The sequence below is a fragment of the Lewinella sp. IMCC34183 genome, assembly GCF_003390915.1.
In the GTDB taxonomy this organism is placed as follows: Bacteria; Bacteroidota; Bacteroidia; order Chitinophagales; family Saprospiraceae; genus Neolewinella.
In genome coordinates this window covers 510,441-532,720 of the sequence record NZ_QMEM01000003.1, presented here as the reverse complement: position 1 = coordinate 532,720, position 22,280 = coordinate 510,441, and the positions used below count along the sequence as shown (strand labels likewise).

At 63.7% G+C, this 22,280-nt stretch carries 19 protein-coding genes, 1 pseudogene and 1 riboswitch; of the genes and pseudogenes, 8 read left to right on the top strand and 12 right to left on the bottom strand.

Annotation, left to right across the window (positions count from 1 at the left end; genetic code table 11):
• Positions 1–5: 5 nt before the first annotated feature.
• The 5 genes from DQG19_RS20840 to DQG19_RS09790 form a co-directional block, all read right to left on the bottom strand.
• A complete protein-coding gene (locus DQG19_RS20840) occupies positions 6–158 on the bottom strand; it encodes a hypothetical protein (protein ID WP_157974427.1) in 153 nt (50 codons plus the stop codon).
• Positions 143–427: a hypothetical protein gene (locus DQG19_RS09805; RefSeq protein ID WP_157974426.1), complete on the bottom strand. Its 285-nt coding sequence runs from the start codon at positions 425–427 to the stop codon at positions 143–145. The genes DQG19_RS20840 and DQG19_RS09805 overlap by 16 nt, the downstream gene beginning before the upstream one ends.
• A 106-nt stretch (positions 428–533) precedes the next feature.
• Positions 534–2,414 (bottom strand): TonB-dependent receptor plug domain-containing protein, encoded by a 1,881-nt coding sequence (locus DQG19_RS09800; RefSeq protein WP_116126069.1) that lies wholly within the window; start codon positions 2,412–2,414, stop codon positions 534–536.
• A 198-nt stretch (positions 2,415–2,612) separates the two neighbouring features.
• A riboswitch (cobalamin riboswitch) is annotated at positions 2,613–2,784 on the bottom strand.
• A gap of 26 nt (positions 2,785–2,810) precedes the next feature.
• A complete protein-coding gene (locus tag DQG19_RS09795; protein WP_157974425.1) occupies positions 2,811–3,560 on the bottom strand; it encodes a hypothetical protein in 750 nt (249 codons plus the stop codon).
• A gap of 69 nt (positions 3,561–3,629) precedes the next feature.
• Positions 3,630–4,628 (bottom strand): helix-turn-helix transcriptional regulator, encoded by a 999-nt coding sequence (locus DQG19_RS09790; protein WP_116126067.1) that lies wholly within the window; start codon positions 4,626–4,628, stop codon positions 3,630–3,632.
• A gap of 122 nt (positions 4,629–4,750) precedes the next feature.
• Between DQG19_RS09790 and DQG19_RS09785 the strand changes: the two genes are divergently transcribed.
• Positions 4,751–6,973 carry a DUF5916 domain-containing protein gene (locus DQG19_RS09785; RefSeq protein WP_198661701.1) on the top strand — a complete coding sequence of 741 codons (2,223 nt, stop codon included), beginning with the start codon at positions 4,751–4,753 and terminating at the stop codon, positions 6,971–6,973.
• A 121-nt stretch (positions 6,974–7,094) separates the two neighbouring features.
• Complete coding sequence (locus DQG19_RS09780) at positions 7,095–7,979, top strand: DUF6089 family protein (RefSeq protein WP_232826475.1); 885 nt, start codon at positions 7,095–7,097, stop codon at positions 7,977–7,979.
• Positions 7,980–7,981: 2 nt separating this feature from the next.
• Here the strand turns inward: DQG19_RS09780 and DQG19_RS09775 are convergent, their stop codons facing one another.
• Positions 7,982–9,061: a quinone-dependent dihydroorotate dehydrogenase gene (locus tag DQG19_RS09775; protein ID WP_116126066.1), complete on the bottom strand. Its 1,080-nt coding sequence runs from the start codon at positions 9,059–9,061 to the stop codon at positions 7,982–7,984.
• Between the two features lie 9 nt (positions 9,062–9,070).
• The gene (locus DQG19_RS09770) at positions 9,071–9,886 is read right to left on the bottom strand and encodes a universal stress protein (protein WP_116126065.1); all 816 of its coding nucleotides are present in this window, start codon (positions 9,884–9,886) and stop codon (positions 9,071–9,073) included.
• Between the two features lie 129 nt (positions 9,887–10,015).
• On the opposite strand from DQG19_RS09770, the gene DQG19_RS09765 reads away from it, so the two are divergent.
• The 6 genes from DQG19_RS09765 (at position 10,016) to lpdA (ending at position 17,780) form a co-directional block, all read left to right on the top strand.
• Entirely contained in the window at positions 10,016–11,332 is a 1,317-nt protein-coding gene (locus tag DQG19_RS09765; RefSeq protein ID WP_116126064.1) for an ATP-binding protein, read from the top strand.
• A gap of 1 nt (position 11,333) precedes the next feature.
• Positions 11,334–12,584, top strand: a complete 1,251-nt coding sequence (locus DQG19_RS09760) for a tetratricopeptide repeat protein (protein ID WP_116126063.1) — start codon at positions 11,334–11,336, stop codon at positions 12,582–12,584.
• A 14-nt stretch (positions 12,585–12,598) separates the two neighbouring features.
• Complete coding sequence (locus DQG19_RS09755) at positions 12,599–13,846, top strand: tetratricopeptide repeat protein (RefSeq protein ID WP_116126062.1); 1,248 nt, start codon at positions 12,599–12,601, stop codon at positions 13,844–13,846.
• A 42-nt stretch (positions 13,847–13,888) separates the two neighbouring features.
• Complete coding sequence (locus DQG19_RS09750) at positions 13,889–15,031, top strand: ATP-binding protein (protein WP_116126061.1); 1,143 nt, start codon at positions 13,889–13,891, stop codon at positions 15,029–15,031.
• A gap of 93 nt (positions 15,032–15,124) precedes the next feature.
• Positions 15,125–16,309, top strand: coding sequence for a stage 0 sporulation family protein (locus DQG19_RS09745; RefSeq protein ID WP_232826474.1), 1,185 nt, complete (start codon positions 15,125–15,127; stop codon positions 16,307–16,309).
• Positions 16,310–16,376: 67 nt separating this feature from the next.
• Entirely contained in the window at positions 16,377–17,780 is a 1,404-nt protein-coding gene (gene lpdA, locus DQG19_RS09740; RefSeq protein ID WP_116126059.1) for a dihydrolipoyl dehydrogenase, read from the top strand.
• Between the two features lie 17 nt (positions 17,781–17,797).
• Here lpdA and DQG19_RS21215 read toward each other — a convergent pair.
• The 5 genes and pseudogenes from DQG19_RS21215 to DQG19_RS09720 form a co-directional block, all read right to left on the bottom strand.
• Positions 17,798–18,631, bottom strand: a pseudogene (locus DQG19_RS21215) (TrkH family potassium uptake protein); the annotation flags it as partial.
• 15 nt (positions 18,632–18,646) lie between these two features.
• Positions 18,647–19,156: a potassium transporter TrkG gene (locus DQG19_RS21550; protein WP_198661700.1), complete on the bottom strand. Its 510-nt coding sequence runs from the start codon at positions 19,154–19,156 to the stop codon at positions 18,647–18,649.
• Between the two features lie 91 nt (positions 19,157–19,247).
• Entirely contained in the window at positions 19,248–20,312 is a 1,065-nt protein-coding gene (locus DQG19_RS09730) for an endonuclease/exonuclease/phosphatase family protein (protein WP_157974424.1), read from the bottom strand.
• Positions 20,313–20,317: 5 nt separating this feature from the next.
• Positions 20,318–21,325: a rhomboid family protein gene (locus DQG19_RS09725; RefSeq protein ID WP_116126057.1), complete on the bottom strand. Its 1,008-nt coding sequence runs from the start codon at positions 21,323–21,325 to the stop codon at positions 20,318–20,320.
• An 83-nt stretch (positions 21,326–21,408) separates the two neighbouring features.
• Complete coding sequence (locus tag DQG19_RS09720; protein WP_116126056.1) at positions 21,409–22,275, bottom strand: rhomboid family intramembrane serine protease; 867 nt, start codon at positions 22,273–22,275, stop codon at positions 21,409–21,411.
• Between the last annotated feature and the right edge of the window lie 5 nt (positions 22,276–22,280).

Sequence of the window (22,280 nt, the reverse complement as noted above, 5' to 3'; positions counted from 1 at the left end):
CGCTCCTAGAAGTCCTCGGCCAGGCAGTCGGAGCCGATGGCACCGCTCCCGTATTCGAAGATGACGCGGGGAGTATGAATACTGTGAGCGCACGACGCTTCAAACCAGCGCAGCAAAGCCTGGTCCTGCGGTGCTGGAAAGATCAGGTAGGTGTACATCCCGAAGCCTGACCGCTGAAAGCAAATTTGTCCTCCTCGCGAAAGTTGCTGAAGCCAATGCAGTGGAGACCCCCTAAAATATCCTCGATGCGGGCGAACTCGCGCGGTGTAACGTCAAGTTGCCGCAGAATGCTGTCCCCAAGGTGGTCGTCACCATCCGGCCAGTTGTGGCTGGTATTCTCGCCGATTTTGGTATGTAGGATTTTCACCTCGTCACCGTCCAGTTCCATATACACCAGATGGGGGAGAAGATCTGCGCACGGGGGCATGCTTAACGGCTATAGCTGCTTACCCTTTCGATCCCGGAAGCTCTACCGGCGAAGGAGGTAGAAACTTGCGGGTATCGTGTCCATAATTCCCTCCAGGGTTCACCAATCAGTAGCTCCAGGCCACCCCGACCCGCGGCGTGATCCCCAGCGTACCATAGCCCGAAACCTCGGTAAAGTCCGTATCCGTCAGGTTGCGCACCTCGCCGAAAACGGTCAGGTTGCGGGCCTTCAGCAGCTTGTATTCGGCGTAGAGATTGAGGATGGTGTATGCCCCAAGCTGCATGTTGATGGGGACAAAGTTTTCGTCGTACAGTATATCTGGCCGCTCGCTGGTGTAGGAAGCGGTCAGGCGGGCCGTAAAGGGGGATGCCCCCTGAAAACTCACGGCCAGCAGGCCGGTGACGCGGGGGCGGCGGAAGAAGTCCTCCGTTTCCGAGGTGCCGCCCGTGCCGTCCGGCGAGCGCAGCCGGCCCTTTACGTAGGTAAAGTTGCCGTCGAGGCGTACGTACCGGCCCAGTTGCGTGAACGCTTCCAGCTCCACGCCGCGGTCGCGCAGCTCATCCTGGTTCTGGTAGCCCAGCATTCCGTCGTAGGTGACGATCTGGTCGATCTCGCGCTGAAATACGGTAACCACTACCCGCCGGTCTCCGGTACGACTTTGCACCTGGGTGCCCGCCTCGTAGGACGCCGATACCTGCGGCTGCAGGTCGGGGTTGGCGCCGAAGGGACCGTACAGCTGGTCGAGGGTGGGGCTCTGAAAGGCGCTGCCCGTCGACAGGCGAGCGGTCACGCGCTCCGAAAAGCGGTAGCCCGCCGCCAGCGACCAGTTGCTCTGGCCGCCGAACACCGAGTGGTGGTTGTAGCGGTAACCGCCCTCCAGCAGCAGCCCTTCGGCCACGTTGAGGTTGGCCTGCAGGTAGGGGCTCACGTTGGTGGCCGTAGGGGCATCGTCGCCGGTGGCCAGCGTTTCGTGGCGGAGCTGCCCGCCGACCGTCAGGGAAAAGGCCTCCGAAGGCAGGTAGTTGTAGAATACGTCGCCCTGCTGCGCGCGACCCTTGTAAAAGGACTCCCCAAAGGACGCGTCATCAAATACCCGGTCGGTCGCCGCGTAATTGTAGCGGGCCCCAAGCTGCCAGGTCGCCTGCCGGTAATCGACGGCCAGGCTCGGTAACCAGAGCTCGTTGCGGTAGCGGTTGTCGGCATCGGCAAAAGCACCGGCGTCGTAGTCGCCCTCGAAGATAGCGCGGCGCACGGCGGGCCGGATGGTCAGTGCTTCGGTGGGCCGCCATTCCAGGTTGCCGTATAGGGTACGGCGGATGGAGCCGTCGCGATTGAATTCTTCTAAGCTACCGGCGGGTTCGGTGGCCTCGCTGATGCCGTCGGTCGTGAAGTGATCGTAGCCGACGCGGTAGTCCAGCTGCTCGGTACGCCCGGAGACGGCGGCGTTGCCGGTAAAGGTGTTGTAGCGTTCGGCGGCGGCGCGCAGGTTCACGGTAAATGGGTCAAGCGGCGCGTCCCGGTCGGTCACGAGGTTGATCACCCCGGCCACGGCGTCGGAGCCGTAGAGTAATGAGCGGGCTCCCCGCAGGATCTCGATGCGCTCCACGCCCTCGAGCGAGAGCAGGCGCAGGTCTACGGCCCCGCCGAGTGCCGAAGGATCGATGAGCGGCTGTCCGTCGACCAGGATCAGCGTATACTGGTTGGCCCCGTTGCGGAGGAAGATGCTGCGGTCCTTACCGTAGTTGGAATACGCCCCGTTCACCACGATGCCCGCCTGCTCGTTGAGTAGCTGGGCCAGGTTCGGCGCGCGCGCTACGGCCGCCGAATCGATGACGGTTACGTGCTCGGGGCTCTCGGCCAGCGTCCGCGCGTAGCGCGCGCCCGTGACGACGACCTCGTCCGTAGTGGTCGACAGGGTGGGAGACTCCTGCGCGACGACGAAGAGGGAAAGAAAAAGAAACAAGGTGGATAGCGTTTGCCGGTTCATTGGGGGTGGGTTGCCGGCGAGGGGGGGTAGGGGGTTAGGGGGGTAGTACTGTAGTCGGGTAGTCAGTAGCAGGCACGAATTGTAGGGCTACAGCAGTCTGAAGCTACTGTGCTAACACTGCGCGACTACAGAACTACAGTACTAAAAGACTACAGAACTAAATCTCCCCCCTTCCCGCCTTTTCTCACCGAAAGACTGAGGAATATGACGCTACCGGGCAGGTCTTCTGGCTCGCCCCACCTGGCCGTCGCCTTCCCGGTTTGATCCAGTGGCGTAGTGACGGCAGGCGCGCGGGGCTTACAGCTGCGGGGACAGCTCCGGTTTTTCACCGGATTCCCTTATCCCGATTGCGCGGCGAAGGTAAGTCACCGTCCGACGCTTATAAGCGTCGGACGGTTATAGAATTCCCGGCTGGGTAAAAAACTTCACGACTTCCGGATCGGCCAGCAGGCGCTGCTCGAAGGCCTCGATAACCGCGGCGTTGTATGGCTCGCTCGCTTCACCCGTCCGCAGGCTCTCCGGGGAGACCCGCAATTGCAGGAACCGTAGGGAGCCGTCTTCCAGGGGAGCTACGAGCAGCGTACGCCCCTGCCGTAAATCGAAGTACTGCCGCGACACCACGGCCAGATTCTCGCCGCCGGCCAGGGACAGCTGTACGTAGGAGACCTCTCCGATCGAGGTGACTTGCTTACCGGTGGCCAGGTAGTGGGGGTAATTGCGGGAAATGACCGTGCTCATGCGCTGGTCTTGGTGGGCGGAGTCGGCCAGCACGTAGATGGTGAAGTACGTGCGGTAGTAGGCCAGCGTATCGTCGGCCGGGGCGGGGCGGTACGCATCGTAGGCGTAAGCGTAGGTGATGCCGTCTATCCGTTTGCCGGTTAGCTCGAGCTTGGTGAGGCGGGAGCTGACGAAGCCCCAGTCGTATTCGGGTACGGGGGAAGCGAGATTGACTAGGGGTGGGGCCACCTCTAGCGAATCGAAGGAGAAGCTTAGATCGTCAACGAGGCGGGGCATATCCCACAGCGAGGAATCCATGCGTTCCCGGGCGTAGCGGGCGGCGTCGGCATCGGTCCAGGGGGCGGGAGCCTGGGCGCGGACGCGGGTGCTGAGGATCATCAGAAAAAGGCAAAGCGTGCAGGTTTTCATGCGGAGGATTTTCCGCAAGAAGCGACCCGGTCCCGCCGACGGGAGACGCGCGGGGGGTGGAAAAGGGGACTAGACCGGGGTGGAATCGTCGGAAAGCCTCGCTTTCAGCTGCTCGCGCGAACTCACGCCCAGCTTGCGGTAGATGCTGTTGAGGTGGGTCTTTACCGTGGATACCGACACGTACAACTCGGCCGCCACCTCCTTATTGGTGTGGCCGACGGCGATCAGGGCGGCCACCTCGCGCTCCTTGGGGGACAGCTCTTCGGTAGCATCCGGAACGGTCACCGTCGGGCTGCGTCGGGAACGCCAAAGTAAGGACGCGAGCACGCCGGACACCGCCAGCGAGAGCAACAGACCCAGCCACAGAAAGGTATTCTCGCGCTTCAGGCGCTGGAAGGCGAAGCCGCCCAGTTGCCGGTCGATGGCGTCGCCGAAGGTCTTGGGGAGCTCCGTTTCCTCCACCGCCGATGAGGCCGCAACCAGGTCCGGCAGGGTAGGCACTTCATAGCCCAGTCCACCCAATGCAAAAATGCGGGCGTAGGGATCGGCGGTGGCATCGTGCAGTACCTGCCGCAGATAGCGTCTGCGGAGTTCCCGGACCAGCGATTCCTGCCGGTCGGTCACGGCGCCGGAACCGGTGGAAAAGGAGTCTAGTTTCTCCTGTACGGTCAGCAGTGCGCGGTTTGTGGGGGAGGGGGATTGCAGGCCAAGCCCGTTCACGCGAATATCCTCTCCCCCCGCCAGGATCAGGATCACGTAGTGCCGCGCGTTCGTGTTGATGTTGAACGGTCCCCGTTCCCGCACGCCGTACCGGATGCGGTAGAGGTTGGGCCGGTCGGGCAGCGTCAGGTCGGCAAAGGCAAAGTGGCCGGCGCTGTCGATCTCCGCCTGCGCCAGCAGCTGATCTTCCCTGATGGACACCACTCCGAGGGGGACATCGAGCACATCCAGGTACACCACTTGTCCCCGGTAGGTCTCCGGGGCGAGGCCGCGGATCGTTACGGGCCCGGCCAGGACCGGCAGGGCGGCCAGGAGCAGCAACAGCATGAGGGGTGAGCGGAGGTACATGAACGGCCGCAAAAGTACGTTGCCGGCGCGACCGCCCTACGAACTAGCCCCGGCACCCGCGGGCCCGACAAATACAAATCGCTGCTATCTTTAGTGCGCTTTACGTTACTCACTACTCTTCCGTGAAACTTACCCTAACCTGCCTGGGAATACTGCTGGCGTCCACGCTGGCGGCCCAGTCTTCTCTCTTTGACGCGCGCCAGGCCAACGAACCGCCCCGCGCCACCGCCGTCCGCTTCGTGGAAGAGATCGTGCTGGACGGTAAACTGGAGGAGCTCGAGTGGCAAAACGGGGAGCCCGCCCGCGACTTCTGGGAAACTTTCCCCGCCGACACCTCCCGCTCGGCCTGGCCCACCGAGATCTACTTCGGCTTCGACGACCGCAACCTGTACGTGGCCGCGATCTGCCGCACGCCGGGCGACCGCTTCATCATCCCCAGCCTGCGGCGCGACTACCGCGCGGGCGGCAACGACAACATCACCTTCGTCTTCAACCCCTTCCGCGACAAAACCAACGCCATCGTTTTCGGCATGAACCCCTTCGGCGTCAACCGGGAGGCCCTCATCTACAACGGCGGCGAGAGCAGCGATGACTTCCGCGAGGAGTGGGACAACAAGTGGCGGGGCGAAAGCTTCATCGGGGACGGCTACTGGTCGTGCGAGCTCGTCATTCCCTTCGCGAGTCTGCGCTTTCCCGCCGGGGCCGCCGAGTGGTACTTCAACAGCTACCGGATGGATACCCAGTCCAATACCCGCAGCACCTGGCACCGCATCCCGCAGAACCAGACCATCATGAGCCTGGCCTACATGGGATCGCTGCACTTCGAGGGCGGTGCCCCCGCGGCCCCGGGCAAGAATATCGTGGCGATCCCCTATGCCGGCGGCAGTATGCGGCGGGACTACCAGGGCGACGTTCCTACGGACTTCGACGGCGACGTGGGCGGCGACGCCAAGGTGGGCATTGGCAGCGGGCTCAACCTGGACCTGACCGTCAACCCCGATTTCAGCCAGGTGGAGGTGGACCAGCAGGTGATCAACACCACCCGCTTCGAGGTTTTCTTCCCGGAGCGGCGGCAGTTCTTCCTCGAGAATGCCGACCTGTTCGGCTCCTTCGGCTTCGAGCGGGCCAACCCCTTTTTCAGCCGCCGCATCGGCGTGACCCGCGATACGAGTACCGGCGAGGCCATCCAGAACCCGATCTACTTCGGCGCCCGCCTCAGTGGCAAGGCCAACGACGACTGGCGGGTGGGGCTGCTCAACATGCAGGCGGCCAAAAACCACGAGCAGGGCCTGCCCAGCTTCAATTACACGGTGGCGGCGACCCAGCGGCGCCTCGGCGCCCGCAGCAACGTGGGGGGCATCTTCGTCAATAAGCAGAACTTCTCCGGCTTTACGGATTCCACCGAGCGCAACGCCAACTTCAACCGCGTAGCCGGACTGGACTTCAACCTGGCAACCCGCGACAACGCCTGGAACGGCAAGACCTTCGTACACCGCAGCTTTTCGGACCGCGCGGGCGGCGACGATTATACCCACGGCCTCAACCTCGAGTACCGCCACCGCAACTGGAACGTGGAATACGACCACCTGTACGTGGGCGATGAGTTCAACGCCGATGTCGGCTTCGTGCCGCGCCTCGGTTACTACACCGCGGGGGTGCAGGCGGCCTACATCACTTACCCCGTTAACCCCGCCGTCATCCAGAAGGGGCCGACCCTCGAGGGGCGCTTCTTCGGGGAACCCGGTACGGGCCTGACGGACCGGAACTTCGTCGCCGGCTACCAGTGGCGCTTCGCCAACACCAGCCGCTTCAACGCCGGGGCGGGGTACGAATACATCTACCTGTTCGAGGACTTCGACCCCTCCCGCACCGGTGCCGTACCCCTGCCGGGCGAGCGCGGGTACGGCTACTGGCGCGGCGGCGCGGAATACGAGAGCGACGGCCGCAAGCGACTCAGCACGGGCCTGGAAACGGAGGTCGGCCAGTTTTTTAACGGCTACGGGTATAACCTGTCGGGCAACCTGCAGTACCGCTACCAGCCCTTCGGCAGCATCGACCTGCGCTTCAGCTACCGGTACATCGATCTGCCGGAACCCTACGCCTCCACCGCTTTGTTCCTGATCGGTCCGCGGATCGACTTTACGTTCAGCAAGTCGGTCTTCCTGACCACCTTCCTGCAGTACAACGACCAGATCGACAACATCAACGTCAACGCCCGCTTACAGTGGCGTTTCGCGCCCGTGAGCGACTTCTTCCTAGTGTACACGGATAACTACGACAGCCTGGATTTCGGGGTGAAGAACCGAGCGCTGGTGGCCAAGGTGACCTACTGGCTCAACATTTAGGATGCCGACTGACATTACGGGGTGGGCAATCGCATATAACGGCTAGCCGACCGGTAGCGTATGCCTTAACGGGCAATCTTCGCGGCCCGCCCGGCGTTACCCCATCCACTTCAGACACTACATGCGGCAATACATTTTTTTCCTAGCCCTTTCCGTTACCGGCCTGTTTTCCCCCCGCCTGCACGCCCAGTTGCAGATGCGCGGCCTGGAAGCCGGTCCGTGGGTCGGTACCGCCTACTATCTCGGCGACCTGAACACGGAGTTCCGCTTCAACCGGCCGAACCTGGCCGGCGGTATCGCCGCCCGCTACAACTTCAACCACCGCCTCGCCGCCCGGGCCAGTATGAACTTCGGCCGGGTGGAGGCCCGCGACAGCGACAGCGAGAACACCTTCGAGCGGGAACGCAACCTCAGCTTCTACTCGGATATTTACGACCTGACCGGCCAGTTCGAGTTTAATTTTTTGCCCTACTTCCACGGCAGTCGGGAGTACTTCTTTACGCCCTACGCCTTCGTAGGCTTTTCCGTCTTCGGCTTCAACCCGAAAACCACCATTCCCGAAACCGGCCAGACCATCGTCCTGCAGCCGCTCGGCACCGAAGGTCAGGCCGAAGGGAGCGAATACCACCGCCTCAGTGCCGCCCTGGCCTACGGCGTAGGTATCCGCTGGGACCTGACCTACGAGCTCAGCATGGACGTCAGTCTCACCATGCGCAACACCCTGACCGATTACCTCGACGACGTCAGTACCATTTACCCCGACCGGGCGCAACTCCAGGCCCGCCGCGGCGACCTGGCCGCCCGCATGAGCGACCGCAGTCTTCAGAACCCGGACGGCGGGCGGGTCCCCCGCGGCGGCACGCAGCGCGGCGATGACTCCCTCAACGACCATTACCTCATGCTCGGCATCGGCATCAATTACTACTTCGGGGATGTGCTGTGCCCGAAAGTGGTGAAGGGGCGGAAGCCGCGCATCAAGCGCGCGCGCAAGAGCAAGCGCCGCTAGCGCTAGAGCGACTGCTTGATCTGCCGCACCAGGCCCGGGCCGGCGTACACGAGTCCGCTGTATACCTGGATCAGTTTCGCTCCCGCGTCGAGCTTTTCGCGGGCGGATTCCGGATCGTCGATGCCGCCTACTCCGACGATGTCGAGGGTCTCTCCGCTCTGTTGGTAAAGGTGGCGGATCACCTCGGTCGACCGTTGCCGCAGCGGTGCGCCGCTCAGTCCGCCCGCACCCATCTCCGCCACCCGGTTCGCCGGGGTGCGTAGCGGCTCCCGCGCCACCGTAGTATTGGTGGCGATGATGCCGGCCAGTTGTGTATTCCGTACGATGGCGAGTATATCGTCCAGCTGCCCTTCCGCAAGGTCGGGCGCGATCTTGAGCAGGATGGGCTTCCGTTGCCACATTTCCCCCGGTCGGCCGAGTTTGGTATCCAGCGACGCGCGGGCGGGCCGGCTGAGCTTGTGGTTCAGCTCCTGCAGGGTGGTGAGGAGGGCGGTCAGCGGCTCCCGGTCCTGGAGGGCACGCAGGTTGGGGGTATTGGGGGAGCTGACGTTAACGACGAAGTAGTCCACCAGGGGAAAGAGCATCCGGAAGCAGGTAACGTAGTCGTCCACCGCCGATTCATTCGGTGTGGTCTTGTTCTTGCCGATGTTGCCCCCGAGGATCACCTTGCCGGGGCGCCCGTCGCGGAGCAGCCGGCTGGCCAGCGCCTCCACCCCCTCGTTGTTGAAGCCCATGCGGTTGATGAGGGCGCGGTCCGCGGGCAGCCGGAACAGGCGCGGCTGCGGGTTGCCCGCCTGCGGGCGGGGAGTCACCGTTCCGAGCTCCATGAATCCGAAGCCGAGGCTCGACATATCCTTGTAGTACTTCCCGTCCTTGTCGAAGCCGGCGGCCAGTCCCACCGGATTCTGGAAGGGAAGTCCGAACACGCGCCGGCGCAGGGAGGGCGTCGCATAGGCGTAGCGGCGACGGAAGGTGTCACTGACGCCGGGTACGGAGAGGGTAGCGGCCAGGCCCTGGACGGTAAGGCGGTGGGCGTCTTCCGGCGGAAGACGAAACAGCAAAGACTTCAGGGCTCGGTACATGGCCCAAAGCTACGCATCCTGCAGCACGAGCAGGGGTACCTGGCTGTCAAAGACGACTTTGCTCACCGTACTTTCGTTGAAGAGGCGACCGAAGAAACCGTGGTCGTGGTAAACCATACACAGCAGGTCGGCCCCCTGCTCGCTCACGGCTTGCTTGATGCCCTTGCTGATGCTGTCGCTCTTGCCGCTGCGGACCTCGAAGCGGTGGTTCACGTCGCCCAGGTACTCGGCCAGGCGCGGGTCGTAGCCCTTGCCGTCGCCGTCCTCGTCACCGTGGTACACGACGATCTCGGCGCCATAGGCCCGCGCGATCTGCAGCAGCGGCGCTACCACCTGGGGGCCGGCGAAGGGTTGCTCGTCGACGGACAGGAGGATGCGCTTGATGTCGCGGAAGTCGGCCCTGGTGGGCACGACCATGACGGGGAGCTTGGAGTTCTTGATCACCGAGTTGGCGGCGCTGCCGGTGAACAGCTCGCGGGCGGCGTCCGAGCCCTTGGTGCCCATGACGATCAGGTCGTAGTTCTTGGCCTTTGCGACCCGCGTGAGGGTGGGGCCTACCTCGCCGTCGACGGTGTGAGTGTCGATGGTGGCGCCGTTGCTCAGGCGGCCGCTGACCTTGTCTTTCACCTTACCCATGGTTTCCATGGCTTCCTGCCGGATGTGGTCTTTCATGTCGACCAGTACGCCGGCGGCCGCGGAGTAGGGTTCTTCCACGGCCGAAACCAGGGAGAGGAGGCTGCCGAAATGGTTGGCAAGCGACACGCCGTAGTCTACGGCGTTGTCGGCACTTTCGGAGTAATCGGTGGCGACCATTATCTTCTTCATGGGGGTGGTTTTGCAGGTGGAACGGGTTTTTTCGCCCGGGGTTTGCCCGGCGGCGCGGCGCGGGTGCAATGAATGCCCGGGGGCGGGCCCAAATTCCGCCGGCCCGCCCGTACACAGTATCTTGTGGCCATGAACGAGCAGACGATCGCGAGCCTGCGCGAAGCCCTCACCCACTCGCCCGGTAACACCCCCCTGCGCCTCCTGCTGGCGGATACCCTGTTGGCCCTCCAGCGGCTTGACGAGGCGGAAACCGAGTACGGTCTGGCCGCCCGCCAGTCTGCCGGACCGGAGGCCCGCATTGGACTGGCGACCGTGTTTTTCCGCCGCGGCAACTACTCCGCCTGCAACGTGATCCTGGAGGAACTGATCGACCGCGGCCAGCCCGACCCCGCCGTCCTCGTGCTGCACGCCCGCGCCCTCTTCCGCGAGGGCAGCACCGACCGCGCCCTGGAGCAGTACCAGCGGGCCGTGTTTCTGGAACCCTCCCTGGAGGACGAGGAACTGGACGGCGTACTGCGGCAGCGGGGCGGACCGGAGGGCGAGCCGACGGAGGCCGATTTTGACGCGGCGGACGACCGCTTCCTGCAGCGGCCGGGCGCGACCTTCGCCGACGTGGGTGGTATGGACGCGGTCAAGCGCGAGATCGAGCTGAAGATCATCAAACCCATGCTGCACCCCGAGCTCTACGCCGCCTACGGCAAAAAAGTGGGCGGCGGCATGCTGCTCTACGGCCCCCCGGGTTGCGGCAAGACCTTCATTGCCCGCGCTACGGCCGGACAGGTAAAGGCCCGCTTCATCAACGTGACGCTGAACGACATCCTGGACATGTGGATCGGCAACAGCGAAAAGAACCTCCACGAAATCTTCGAGCTGGCCCGCGCCAACGCGCCCTGCGTACTCTTCATTGACGAGATCGACGCCCTCGGGGCCAGCCGCCGCGACATGCGACAGTCCAGCGGCCGCGGCCTCATCAATCAGTTCCTGCAGGAACTCGACGGTATCGAGCACGACAATGAGGGCGTGCTGATTATCGGGGCCACCAACGCCCCCTGGAACCTCGACGCCGCCTTCCGCCGGCCGGGCCGCTTCGACCGTATCCTCTTCGTGCCGCCGCCCGACGTGGAGAGCCGCCGTTCGATCCTTTCTCTCAAGCTGGCCGGCAAGCCCACGGCGGATCCCGACCTCGACAAGGTGGCCCGCAAGACCGAGCACTTCTCCGGGGCCGACCTGGACGCCCTCATCGACATCGCCATCGAGGAAAAGCTCGAGGCCGCCTTCACCGACGGCGTCCCCCGCCCGCTGGACACCAGCGACCTGCTGCGGGCCGCAAAGACGCACCGGCCAAGTACCCAGGAGTGGTTCGCAAGCGCCCGCAATTTCGCGCTCTACGCCAACGATGCCGGGCTCTACGACGATATCCTCGCCTACCTGAAGATCAAGAAGTAGGGTGGACACCGAAGGGGCCGTAGCCCGTATCGAGCAGTTGCTCCGGCTGGAGAAATTCGGGGCCGCGCGGCAGGCCGTCGACGCGGCCCTGCGGTCCGATCCGGAAGAACGGTGGTTCCTCCTCTGCCGCGCGGAGCTCGAATTCCTCGACGGCGACCGGAATGGGGCCTCCCGGCTGGCCGATTGCCTGGTAGGTGACTACCCAGAGTGGTGCCGAGCCCACTACCTGCGGGCCCGCATCCGTACCTCCGTAAGCGACTATGCGGGGGCGGAAGCCGCGATCCGGGAGGCCCTGGCGATCTCTCCCTACGTACCGGAGTACCTAGCCCGGCTCAGCCACATCCAGTTGGGCCTCCACGAGATCGACGGGGCCATCTCCTCCAGTGAGGCGGCCCTGGCCTACGACCCGGAGAACGTGCTGGCCCTCAACGTCCGCAGCCGGGCGCTCCATATACTCGGCCGCGCCCACGAGGCCGCCGCCGCCTACCGTGCCGCCCTGCGCGCGGCTCCCGACGATGCCTACAATCACCTGAACTTCGCCAAGTACCTGCTGGAAGCCGGATCCTACGCCGGCGCCCGCCGCCACTTTCGTACGGCGCTGCGCCTGCGGCCCGGGCTTACGTCCGCCCGCGACGGACTTATCTCCGCCTGTAAACAAGAACACCGGGGGTACCGGTGGTACCTGGGCCTGCTGCGTCGCAGCGCGGATCCGAAGGTGCAAGGCGGACTGTCCTCCCTGCTGATCGTTTGCGGAAGTATGGGTGGATCCGTGCTGCTCCGCACCCTGCCCTTTGGGCAAGCGGTCCGGTATTTGACGTTCGGCGCAGTAGTGCTGCTTACCGTCCTGTTTGGGTTCCGTTTTCTGGGTCCGGTAGTGAGCAACTGGCTGCTGTACGCGAAGCCCGCCCGCCGTGCGTTGCTTACGGGCCGGACCTGGCGGCTGACCTACGCCGTCAGTGCCCTGCTGTTGGTCGGCGCTGCAACCACGGTGGGGTATCTACTAACCGGAACCGACCTGGCCCTGGCAGTGATGACCTATGCATTTACACTGTTAGTCCCCGCCTTTACCCGGTGGAACGACGGGCCGGATTCGGTACCCGCCCACTGGCTGTCTCTTGTCCTGCCGCCCCTGGCGCTGGCCGGTACTGTGGCCACCGTATTCCACGTTTACCCGGAGGTCTGGTACGCCGCCTACGGTCTCGCACTGCTGTGCCTGGTGGGCGTCCTGGCCCGTTACAAACCTTCCGCTTAATCTCACCCCACCCGATGACGACCAACCCGCAGCTTGCCAAGGCCGACCTGCTCCTCCGCCAGGACCGCCCCGCCGAAGCCGAACGGCTTCTCCGCCAACACCTGGCCGGGGACCCCGATAATCTCCACCTGCTGGCCCTGCTGGCCGCTGCCGTAGCGGGGCAGGACCGGCCCGCGGAAGCGGTGCAGGTGATCGATCGGGCCATCGGGCTGGCCCCCGAAGTAGGGTATCTCTACTACATCCGGGGGCAGGTGCTCCTGCGGAGCGACCGCTACGCCGAAGCGGAGACCGCCCTGCGGGAGGCCATCTCCCTCGATACGCTGGAGCCCGATGCCTACGCCCTGCTGGCCCAGGTGCTGCTGGTGCGCAAACGCTACCACGACGCGCTGGCTGCCGCCGACGAGGCCCTGGCCCTGGACCCCGAGCACCTGCACGGCCTGAACATGCGCGGCGCGGCACTGGTGAAACTCGACCGGCGGGAGGAGTCGGCGGGGACCATCGCCGGCGCCCTGCGCGAGGACCCCGACAACGCCTACACCCATACCAATTACGGGTGGAGCCTGCTGGAAACGGGCGACCACCGGGCCGCCGCCGACCACTTCGCGCAGGCCCTGCGCAGGGAGCCCGGCTCGGACTACGCCCGCGGCGGCATGGTAGAGGCCCTGAAGGCGAAGAACCCCGTGTATAAGCTGTACCTCCGCTACGCCTTCTGGATGAACAAGCTAACGGCCAATTATCAGTGGGGCGTGATCGTCGGTTTTTACGTGCTGTACCGCCTGCTCCGCTGGTCGGCCGATACCTATCCCGAGCTGGCCCCTTACCTCACGCCCCTGCTCGTACTGCTGGTCGCCCTCGGCGTGTCTACCTGGGTCATCGGGCCGATCGGCGATCTGCTGCTGCGCCTGGATGCCCACGGCCGCTACCTGCTCACCGCGGAAGAAACCCGGACCGCCAACGTGGTGGGGGGGTGCCTGCTCCTGACGCTGGTGGGCCTGACGGGCTACGTATTCTCCGGGGCGCCGGCCTTCCTGGTACTGGCCGGCTACGGCTTCAGCATGATCCTGCCGGTGGGGCTGTACTACACCCCGGCCCGTACCCGCCACCTGCTCCGCTACTACGCCGTGGGGCTGGCCCTGCTGGGGGGGGCGGGCGTGGTGGTGGCCTTCGTGGGGGCCACCTTCAATCTCTTCGTCGTCGGCTACCTGTTGGGGCTCTTCCTCTTTCAGTGGGTGGCCAACTATCAGGTGATCAGGGATTACTGAGCCGTCCGGCCCCGCCCGGTTTCGTACCTTTGCCCGACGATCATGACCTTCGACCAGCTCATCCATCACCCTCCGGGACTTCAGCAGCTCCGCCGGCTGGCCGCCGCCGACCGGCTGCCGCACGCCAACCTGCTGCTGTCCCCTCCGGGCGGGGGTGGGTTGCCCGCAGCCCTGTCCGTCGCTACCCTGTTGCTGTGCGAAGACCGGCAGGGGCCCGCGGCGGATACCCCCTGCGGCCGGTGCCGCGCGTGCCGCAAGACGGCCGGGGCGATCCATCCCGATCTCCACTTCGCCTTCCCCACCATCGGCTCCAAGGTCACGAGCGACACCTTCCTGCCCCAGTGGCGCATGGCGTTGCGGGAAATGCCCTACCACGAGGCCAACGACTGGCTGCAGCGGATCGGCGCGGAAAACAAGCAGGGCAACATCAACCGGGAGGAGTGCGCGGCCATCCTCCGGAAGCTCAACCTCAAGATCTTCGAAGGCCGCTACAAGGTCATGCTGATCTGGCTGCCCGAATACCTGGGTAACGAGGGCAACCGCCTGCTGAAGATGATCGAGGAGCCGCCCGAGCAGACCATTTTCCTGCTCGTCGCCGAGCGTCCCGAGGCGATCCTGACCACCATCCTGAGTCGTTGCCAGCTGACCAAGCTGCTCCCCCCGACCGCCGAGGAAATAGCCAGTGCCCTCCGGGCCCGGGACTTACCCGGCACCCGCGCCGTGGCCGCCGCCCGCCTCGCCGACGGCAACTTCAACGTCGCGCTGTCGCTGGCCGACAGCGACGCCGACACCCACGGGCCACGCCTGCTCGACTGGATGCGGGCCTGCTTCCAGGGCAGCCCCGCCCGCCTGCTGGAGTGGACGGATGACTTCGCCAAGCTCGGACGGGAGACCCAGAAACACTTCCTGCGCTACTGCCTGCACTTCTGGCGGGAATTCCTGCTGCTCTCGGTCACCGGCAACGCCGACGGCCGCGTGCGCCTGCCGGACGACGAGCTGGCCAGCGCCACCAAACTTCTACCGCTGGTCGATGCCGACCAGCTGGCCGGTATCACCGACCTGTTGAACGAATGCGCCGAACACATCGAGCGCAACGCCAACCCCAAGATCCTTTTCCTGGATGCGGGCATCCGTATTCACCAACTCCTCCGCCACCGCGCGCCCGCCCGGGCCGCACGGGCGTAACGATAAATCAGCAAACCCATGGGATGTACATCCTGCGGAACCCCACAAGGCTGCGGCAGCAAAGGCAACTGCGGCACGGGTTCCTGTAACAAAATGAGCACCTTCGACTGGCTCTCCCACCTCGGGATCGACGACAGCTACGGCACCGACATCGTGGAGGTCAGCTTCAAGGACGGTGCCTCCAAGGAATTCTATCACGCTCCCCCCCGGCTGGGCGTCTTCACCGGCGACCTGGTGGCCGTGGAAACCAGCAACGGCTACAACGTGGGTTGCATCACCCTGAGCGGCGAACTGGTGCGCCTGCAACTGAAAAAGAAAGGCGTGAAGGAAGCCAAGGTGACCGAGAGCGTGCTGCGCAAGGCCAACGAGCGCGACCGGGAAAAACTGGCCGAGGCCCGCGAACTGGAGATCGCCGCCCTCACCAAGGCCCGCGTCATCGCCCGCACCAACCACGTGCCCATGAAGGTCACGGACGTGGAATACCAGGGCGACTGCCGCAAGGCCACCATCTACTACACCGCCGACGAGCGTATCGACTTCCGGCAGCTCGTCCGGCAGTTCAGCCACCAGCTGCGCGTCAAGATCGAGATGCGGCAGATCGGTCCCCGCCAGGAATCGGCCCGCCTCGGCGGCATCGGCAGCTGCGGGCGCGAGCTCTGTTGCTCTACCTGGCTCAGCGACTTCCACAGCGTGAATACCGCGGCGGCCCGCTACCAGAACATCGCCATCAACCAGAGCAAGCTCTCCGGCCAGTGCGGCCGCCTGAAGTGCTGCCTCAACTACGAGCTCGATACCTACATGGAAGCCCTGGAGGCCTTTCCGCGCAAGGCCGACAAGCTGCGTACCGAGGCCGGGACGGGCATCCTCATCAAGACCGATATCTTCAAGGGACTCATGTACTACACCTACCGGGAGGACCGCGGCCTGCTCTTCCCCTTGCCGGTCGACAAGGTCCACGAGATACTTGCCCTGAACAAGGAGGGGCAGAAACCCGCCAACCTGCAGTCCTTCCAGGCCGTGGCCGACACCCCGGACGACGTCTTCGAGTACGAGGACGTGACCGGCGCCGTAGAACTGCCCGCCGAGAAGCGCCGCCGCAAGCAAAAGTCAGGCAAGAGCCGCAAATCCAGTAGCCGGCGCAAGTCGTCTTCGGAGGGCGGAGCCTCGTCTCCGCCGGCGGAAAGTAAGTCCGACGGCAACACGTCCAGCCGCAAGCGCCGCAGCAAAAACCGCAACCGGCGGCGTTCCCGCAAGGACAAACCGAAAGGCGGCGAATAAAGCCGTATCCGCTACATCTTTTTAATTTCCGGCTAGTTCTCTTAGCCAACCCATCATAAGACTCCCCATGGAATTTGACGTAACGATCGTAGGCAGCGGCCCCGGAGGCTACGTGGCCGCCATCCGTGCCGCCCAGCTCGGCCTGAAGACCGCCATCGTAGAACGCTACAACAGCCTCGGCGGCACCTGCCTCAACGTGGGCTGCATTCCCTCCAAGGCCCTGCTCGACAGCAGCGAACACTACCACAACGCCCACGAGAAATTCACCGAGCACGGCATCGACCTCAGCGATCTGAAGGTGAATATGCCGCAGATGATCAAGCGCAAGAACGAGGTCGTCGACCAGACCGTCAAGGGGGTAGAGTTCCTGATGAAGAAGAACAAGATCGAGGTCTTCTACGGCCACGGCACCTTCACCGGTCCCAACGAGCTGAAGGTGAACATGAACGAGGGGGAGGACAAGACCATCACCTCCAAGAACTTCCTTATTGCCACGGGCTCCAAGCCCATCACGCCCGGCATGTTCAACTACGACAAGCAGCGCGTGATCACCAGCACCGAGGCCCTCAACATCGACGAGGTTCCCAAGAGCATGGCCATCATCGGCGGTGGCGTGATTGGCCTCGAGCTGGGCAGTGTCTTCGGTCGCCTGGGCACCGAGATCGACGTGATCGAGCTGGAAGACCGCATCCTGCCTACCATGGACAAGGATTGCAGCAAGGAACTGACCCGCGCCCTGAAGAAAACCGGCCTGACCTTCTATACCGGCCACAAGGTGACGGCGGTCAAGGGCGGGGACACAGGTGCGGAGCTTACCTTCGAGAAGCAAGGCTCCTCGGAATCCACCACCAAGCAATACGACTACGTACTGCTCGCCATGGGCCGCCGGCCCTACACCGAGAACCTCGGACTCGAGGCGGCCGGCGTGGAACTGGACGAGCGGGGCCGCGTGGTCGTCGACGATCACCTGCAGACTACAGCTCCCCACATCTACGCCATCGGCGACGTCATCCGCGGGGCCATGCTCGCCCACAAGGCGGAAGAAGAGGGCATCTACGCCGTGGAGCACATTGCCGGCCAGAAGCCCCACGTGGACTACAACCTCATTCCCGGGGTCGTCTATACCTGGCCCGAGGTGGCCGCCGTCGGCAAGACCGAGGAGGAACTCAAGGCGGAAGGCATTAAGTACAAGTCGGGCAAGTTCCCCTTCAAGGCCCTGGGCCGTGCCCGCGCCAGTACCGACACCGAGGGTATGGCCAAGGTACTCGCCGACGCCGTCACCGACGAGATCCTGGGCGTACACATCGTGGGTGCCCGCGCCGCGGATATGATCTCCGAGGCCGTAGCCCTGATGGAATTCCGCGCCAGCGCGGAAGACGTGGCCCGCATGAGCCATGCCCACCCGACCTACACCGAGGCGTTCCGTGAGGCGGCACTGGCGGCTACGGACAACCGGGCGCTGCACATCTGATCCCCGTCCGCGGCCGGTTATACCGCCAGGTCATCCTCCCGCGGGTCGGGAATTCCGGACCGTTGCTCGCGCTCCAGCAGCGCGAAGCCGAAGGTGAGTACGCCCACCCGGCCGATGAACATGATGAGGATGAGTAATCCCTTGCCGGCGGCGGTCAAACTGCCCGTAAGGCCCATGCTCAGGCCCACCGTGCCGAGGGCGGAGGCCGTCTCGAAGAGTATACTTTCGTAATCGGCACCCGTCTCGGTGTACGACAGCAAGATCGAAAAGAGAAAGATCAGGCTGGTGTACAAGATGAAGGCCGACGTCGCCACGTACAATCGTTCCCAGGGGATCGCGCGGCCGAGAAAGGTAATTGACTTGCTGCCCGTCAGCCGGCTGCGCAGTACTGCAAGCATCGCCGTGAAGGTGGTGATCTTTATCCCGCCGGCGGTGCCGGAAGGAGAGGCGCCCACGTACATCAGGAAGATGACTACCAGCAGTACCGGCATCCGCATATCTCCGGTCGAAATGGTGTTGAAGCCAACCGTGGTCATCGCGGTCATGCTCGCAAAGAAACTTCTCAACAGTGCGTTCCCCCCTTCCTCCCGCACCAGGGGCTCGGTCAGGTAGATTAGCAGGGTGCCAAGCGTGAGCAGGATGACGAAACCGTAAACGATGATTTTGCTCGTGAACGACAGGTGCTCCTCGCGCCCGGAGAGACAGTAGTACAGATCGGTGATCACGATGAAGCCCAGCGAGCCGGCGATCGATAGCACGCTAATGACGAGATTTACCCAGCCATCGTCGGCATAGCTGACGAAGCTGTCGTTGTAGAGCCCGAATCCGGCGGTACAGAAAGCGGAAATGCTGTGAAAAAGGCTATATCAGAGAGCCTGCCAGAACCCCATGTCCGCCTGCAGGAAGGAGATGAGAAAGCCTACGGTCCCAAGGAGTTCCATGACCACGGTAAACACGATCGCGCTGCGGATGAAGTCGCGCAACTCGATGGAATCGGGCATCGTAAAGGCCGCTCCGATGATGTTTTCGTGCCAGCGCGTAATCCGGCGGGTGGTGAGCAGCAAATAGTAGGTGGTGAGGGTCATGTACCCGATCCCGCCCGCCTGGATCAGCAGCAGGACCACCAGTTCCCCGCCCCAGTTGTAGCTGTCGGCCACGCTGACCGGCGCCAGCCCCGTGGTGGAGATGGCGGAGGTAGCGACGAAGAGATTGTCGAGCCAACCAACGGGTTGCGTGTGCAGGAAGGGCAGGCACAGCAGCACCCAGCCCGCGAGCGTATACACCAGAAACCCGAGTACGATGTTTAGCTGGGGACTGCGGGAGTTAAAGAACCGCAAATACGCCAGGCGGGCACGGCGGGTGTAATTTATTTTCACGTGTGATGACAATAATCACACAAAAGTATTTTCGTACCGGTCTGCTCTCCGAAGCGTAAAATATTTAACGGGCCGCAGTTGACGGGCAATGCTAGCGGGATCTCGCATGCTTTTCCGCCACCACCATCCGCAACGGCCGGTGGTCGGACCACAGCGGTGCCAGCCGCTCGATACTGACTACCGTGAGGCTGGTATCGACCAGAAAGTAATCGATCCGGAGGCCGGGCAGGGGACCCGTAAAGGTGGCTCCGAGGCCGGCGCCGCGGGCGACCCAGGCATCCTGCAGTCGGGGGGTAGTGATCTTGTTGTAGGTATAGGAGGAGGGCACGTCGTTGAAGTCGCCACCCAGCACGACGGGGTGGGGACTGGTTTCCACTAGGGTGCGGATCTCGTCGGCCTGCTGCGCGCGCAGCCGGGTGGCACGGCCGTAGCCGGTCAGCATGCGGCCGAAAGTCTCAAGCCGATCGGGGTAGCTGTTACCGCCCCGGATGCCTTCGGTCATGCCGCTGATCTGATTGGATTCCAGGTGAGCGTTGATTACGCGCAGGGTGCCGATCTCGGTTTCTACGTCGGAGACGATGAAGCCGTTGTATTCGTTCGGCGGGGTAAAGGAGGAAGTGACCGGAGTGATATCGGCTCCGTAGGTAGCGATCAGGGTGCCGGCTTTCTGGTGACTCGACTGCAGGCGCTTGTCCGCGCGGATGGCGTCGACGTAATTAAGCCCGTAACTCGGGGGACGTACCTCCTGTAGTACGGCGACGTCCGCCCCGTAGGATACAAAAGCGTGGGCCACCGCCGAGGAGTCGATGTTGAGCGCTTCAGCGTCGCGAAACAGGCGCTGGTTGCCGGTGACAAAGGTGACCTTCGGGGCATCGGACGGAAGTGCCGCGGGGTCCGCGTGGGGCCAGGCGAAGAGCTGCTCGAGCAGGGGGAAGGAAAAGGCGAGTACCACCAGCGGCAGCACGGCCCACTTCCACCGGCGCCGCCGCGTGAGGGAGAAGATCAGGAAAATGAAGGTGAGGATCAGCAGGCCGGGCAGCAGTAGTGCCACGACAGCCGGCGGCCAGAAGACCTGCGGGGGTACGTAGCGGGCCAGCAGGCCGAAGGCGGCCGTAAGGGCTACCAGGTTACCAATCACGGAAACGATCCTGCGCACAAAAATCAGTTACGGTTACTGGCTCGAAAAAGGAACTCCTTTTCGTCCTTGGTCAGGCTGTTGTAGCCTCGATCCTTAATCTTGTCGAGGATCGCATCGAGTTGTTCCTGGTGCGAGGCCTCGTTGTCAACGGTGGTTGTATCGGCCCCGGTTTGCGTCGCCGAACCACCACCCGCCCGCCGCATGAAACTGGGGCGTGGCTGCGTAGCGGTTTCCTTGACGGATTTACCACCGCGAAAGGCGGCACGGGGTCCGCGCTGGGGATGTGCCTTGCTGGGCCGGAGCAGACTGTGGTAGAGGTTTTCGGCGCCCGTAATGCCGGACTGGATGGGCTGCGTGAGGTCCGTGCCACGCCGCAGGTACCAGGCAAAGAGAAATCCCATGAGGATACCGCCGAGGTGGCCGAAGGTGCCGCCGGTATTGACATTACTGCCCAGGCTGATGATGTTCATGATCACCACGAACGCGACGATATACTTGATGCGGACGTTGCCCAGCAGTAGCAGGCGAATGCTGTAGTCGGGCGCGAATACCCCGGTGGCCACCACGATACACATTACGGCCGCGCTGGCGCCGAAGGCATAGTGGGCAACCGTCCCGTCGCCCGCGAAACCGGTCAGAGCCGCCCCCAGCCAGAAGAACACCGCACCCGCGAGCCCGCCGAGAATGTAGAGGGGCAGTACCCGACGGTCGCCGAGCAGGTCGCCGAAGATGCGGCCGAACCAGAACAGCCACAGCATATTGAACACGATATGCCAAAAGCCCTCGTGGAGGAACATGTGGGTCAGTACCGACCAGGGGTGGGTGAGCATGTGCCACCCCGAGGTCGAAATAGCCAGGAAATTGCGGACGTCGAGGTAGGAGTTTGGGGTTTCAAAGTCGTTGAAGACCCGCAAGAACACCCACGCCAGGTTGATAACGAGGTACACGGCCACGTTCACGATAATGATCCGGTTGATCATGTTGCCATAGTCGAACTCCCGGCGGATGTCGTCCCAGATGGATTGTAGCATAGTTGGCGGAGGTATCTCCCTTAAAACGTTTCCGGGGAGAAAAGATTTAGCGGAAGGCCCAATAAGCCCCCCAAACTACAATTTTAGCGTGGCACGCCGCGGTCCCAGCGCCGGGCGCCCGCGGGCGGGTCGGTCCGGTACCAGATAAAGGCAAGCAGCCCTCCGGCCACGGCACCGCCCAGGTGAGCGAAGTGGGCGATGGGGTCCCAGCTGTACTCCATGATGCCGAGGAAGAGGTCGACCGCCAGCAGGATCGGAACGAAGTAGCGCGCCTTGATGGGCACCGGCAGGAAGATCAGCATAAGTTTGAAGTCCGGGTACAGGATCGCGAAGGCGGCCACGATACCGTAGAGGGCGCCCGACGCCCCAACCATGGGCACGCTGGCCTTCCAGTCCAGATATTCCGTCATCATGCTGACGCCCTCGCGCAGGTTGCGTTCCGGGTCGCCCCCGGACAGCACGAGGTTGCTCTGGATGCGGGCTACCTCCGCGGTGACGGTGGTTCCGTTGTCGAGAAACAGGTTGCCGATGTTGACGCTGTCGAAGAAGGCGTTGAAGTTGGCCAGGGTAGGCCGGGCCTGGAAGGCGGCGATACATTCCTCCAGGTAGTTGAGCTGGTACCAGGTGTAGCCGAAGTGGAGGGCGACCGCGCCAGCGGCGGCCACCAGGTACAGCAAAAGAAAGCGCCGGCTGCCGTAGCGCGCCTCCAGCAGCGGGCCGAACATGACCAGGCCGAACATATTGAAGAAAATATGGGCCAGGCCACCGTGGACGAAGAAGTGGCTGACCAGCTGGATGGGGTGGAAGCGGTCGCTGGTGGGGTAGTGGAGGGCCAGGTAATCGGACAGTTCCCCCGTATCAATGCCCAGGTAGGGCAGCAGGAACAGCAGGGCAAAGACCGCCACGTTGATGATCAGGAGGTTCTTTACGACGGGGGTCAGCGGCGGCATGCGGG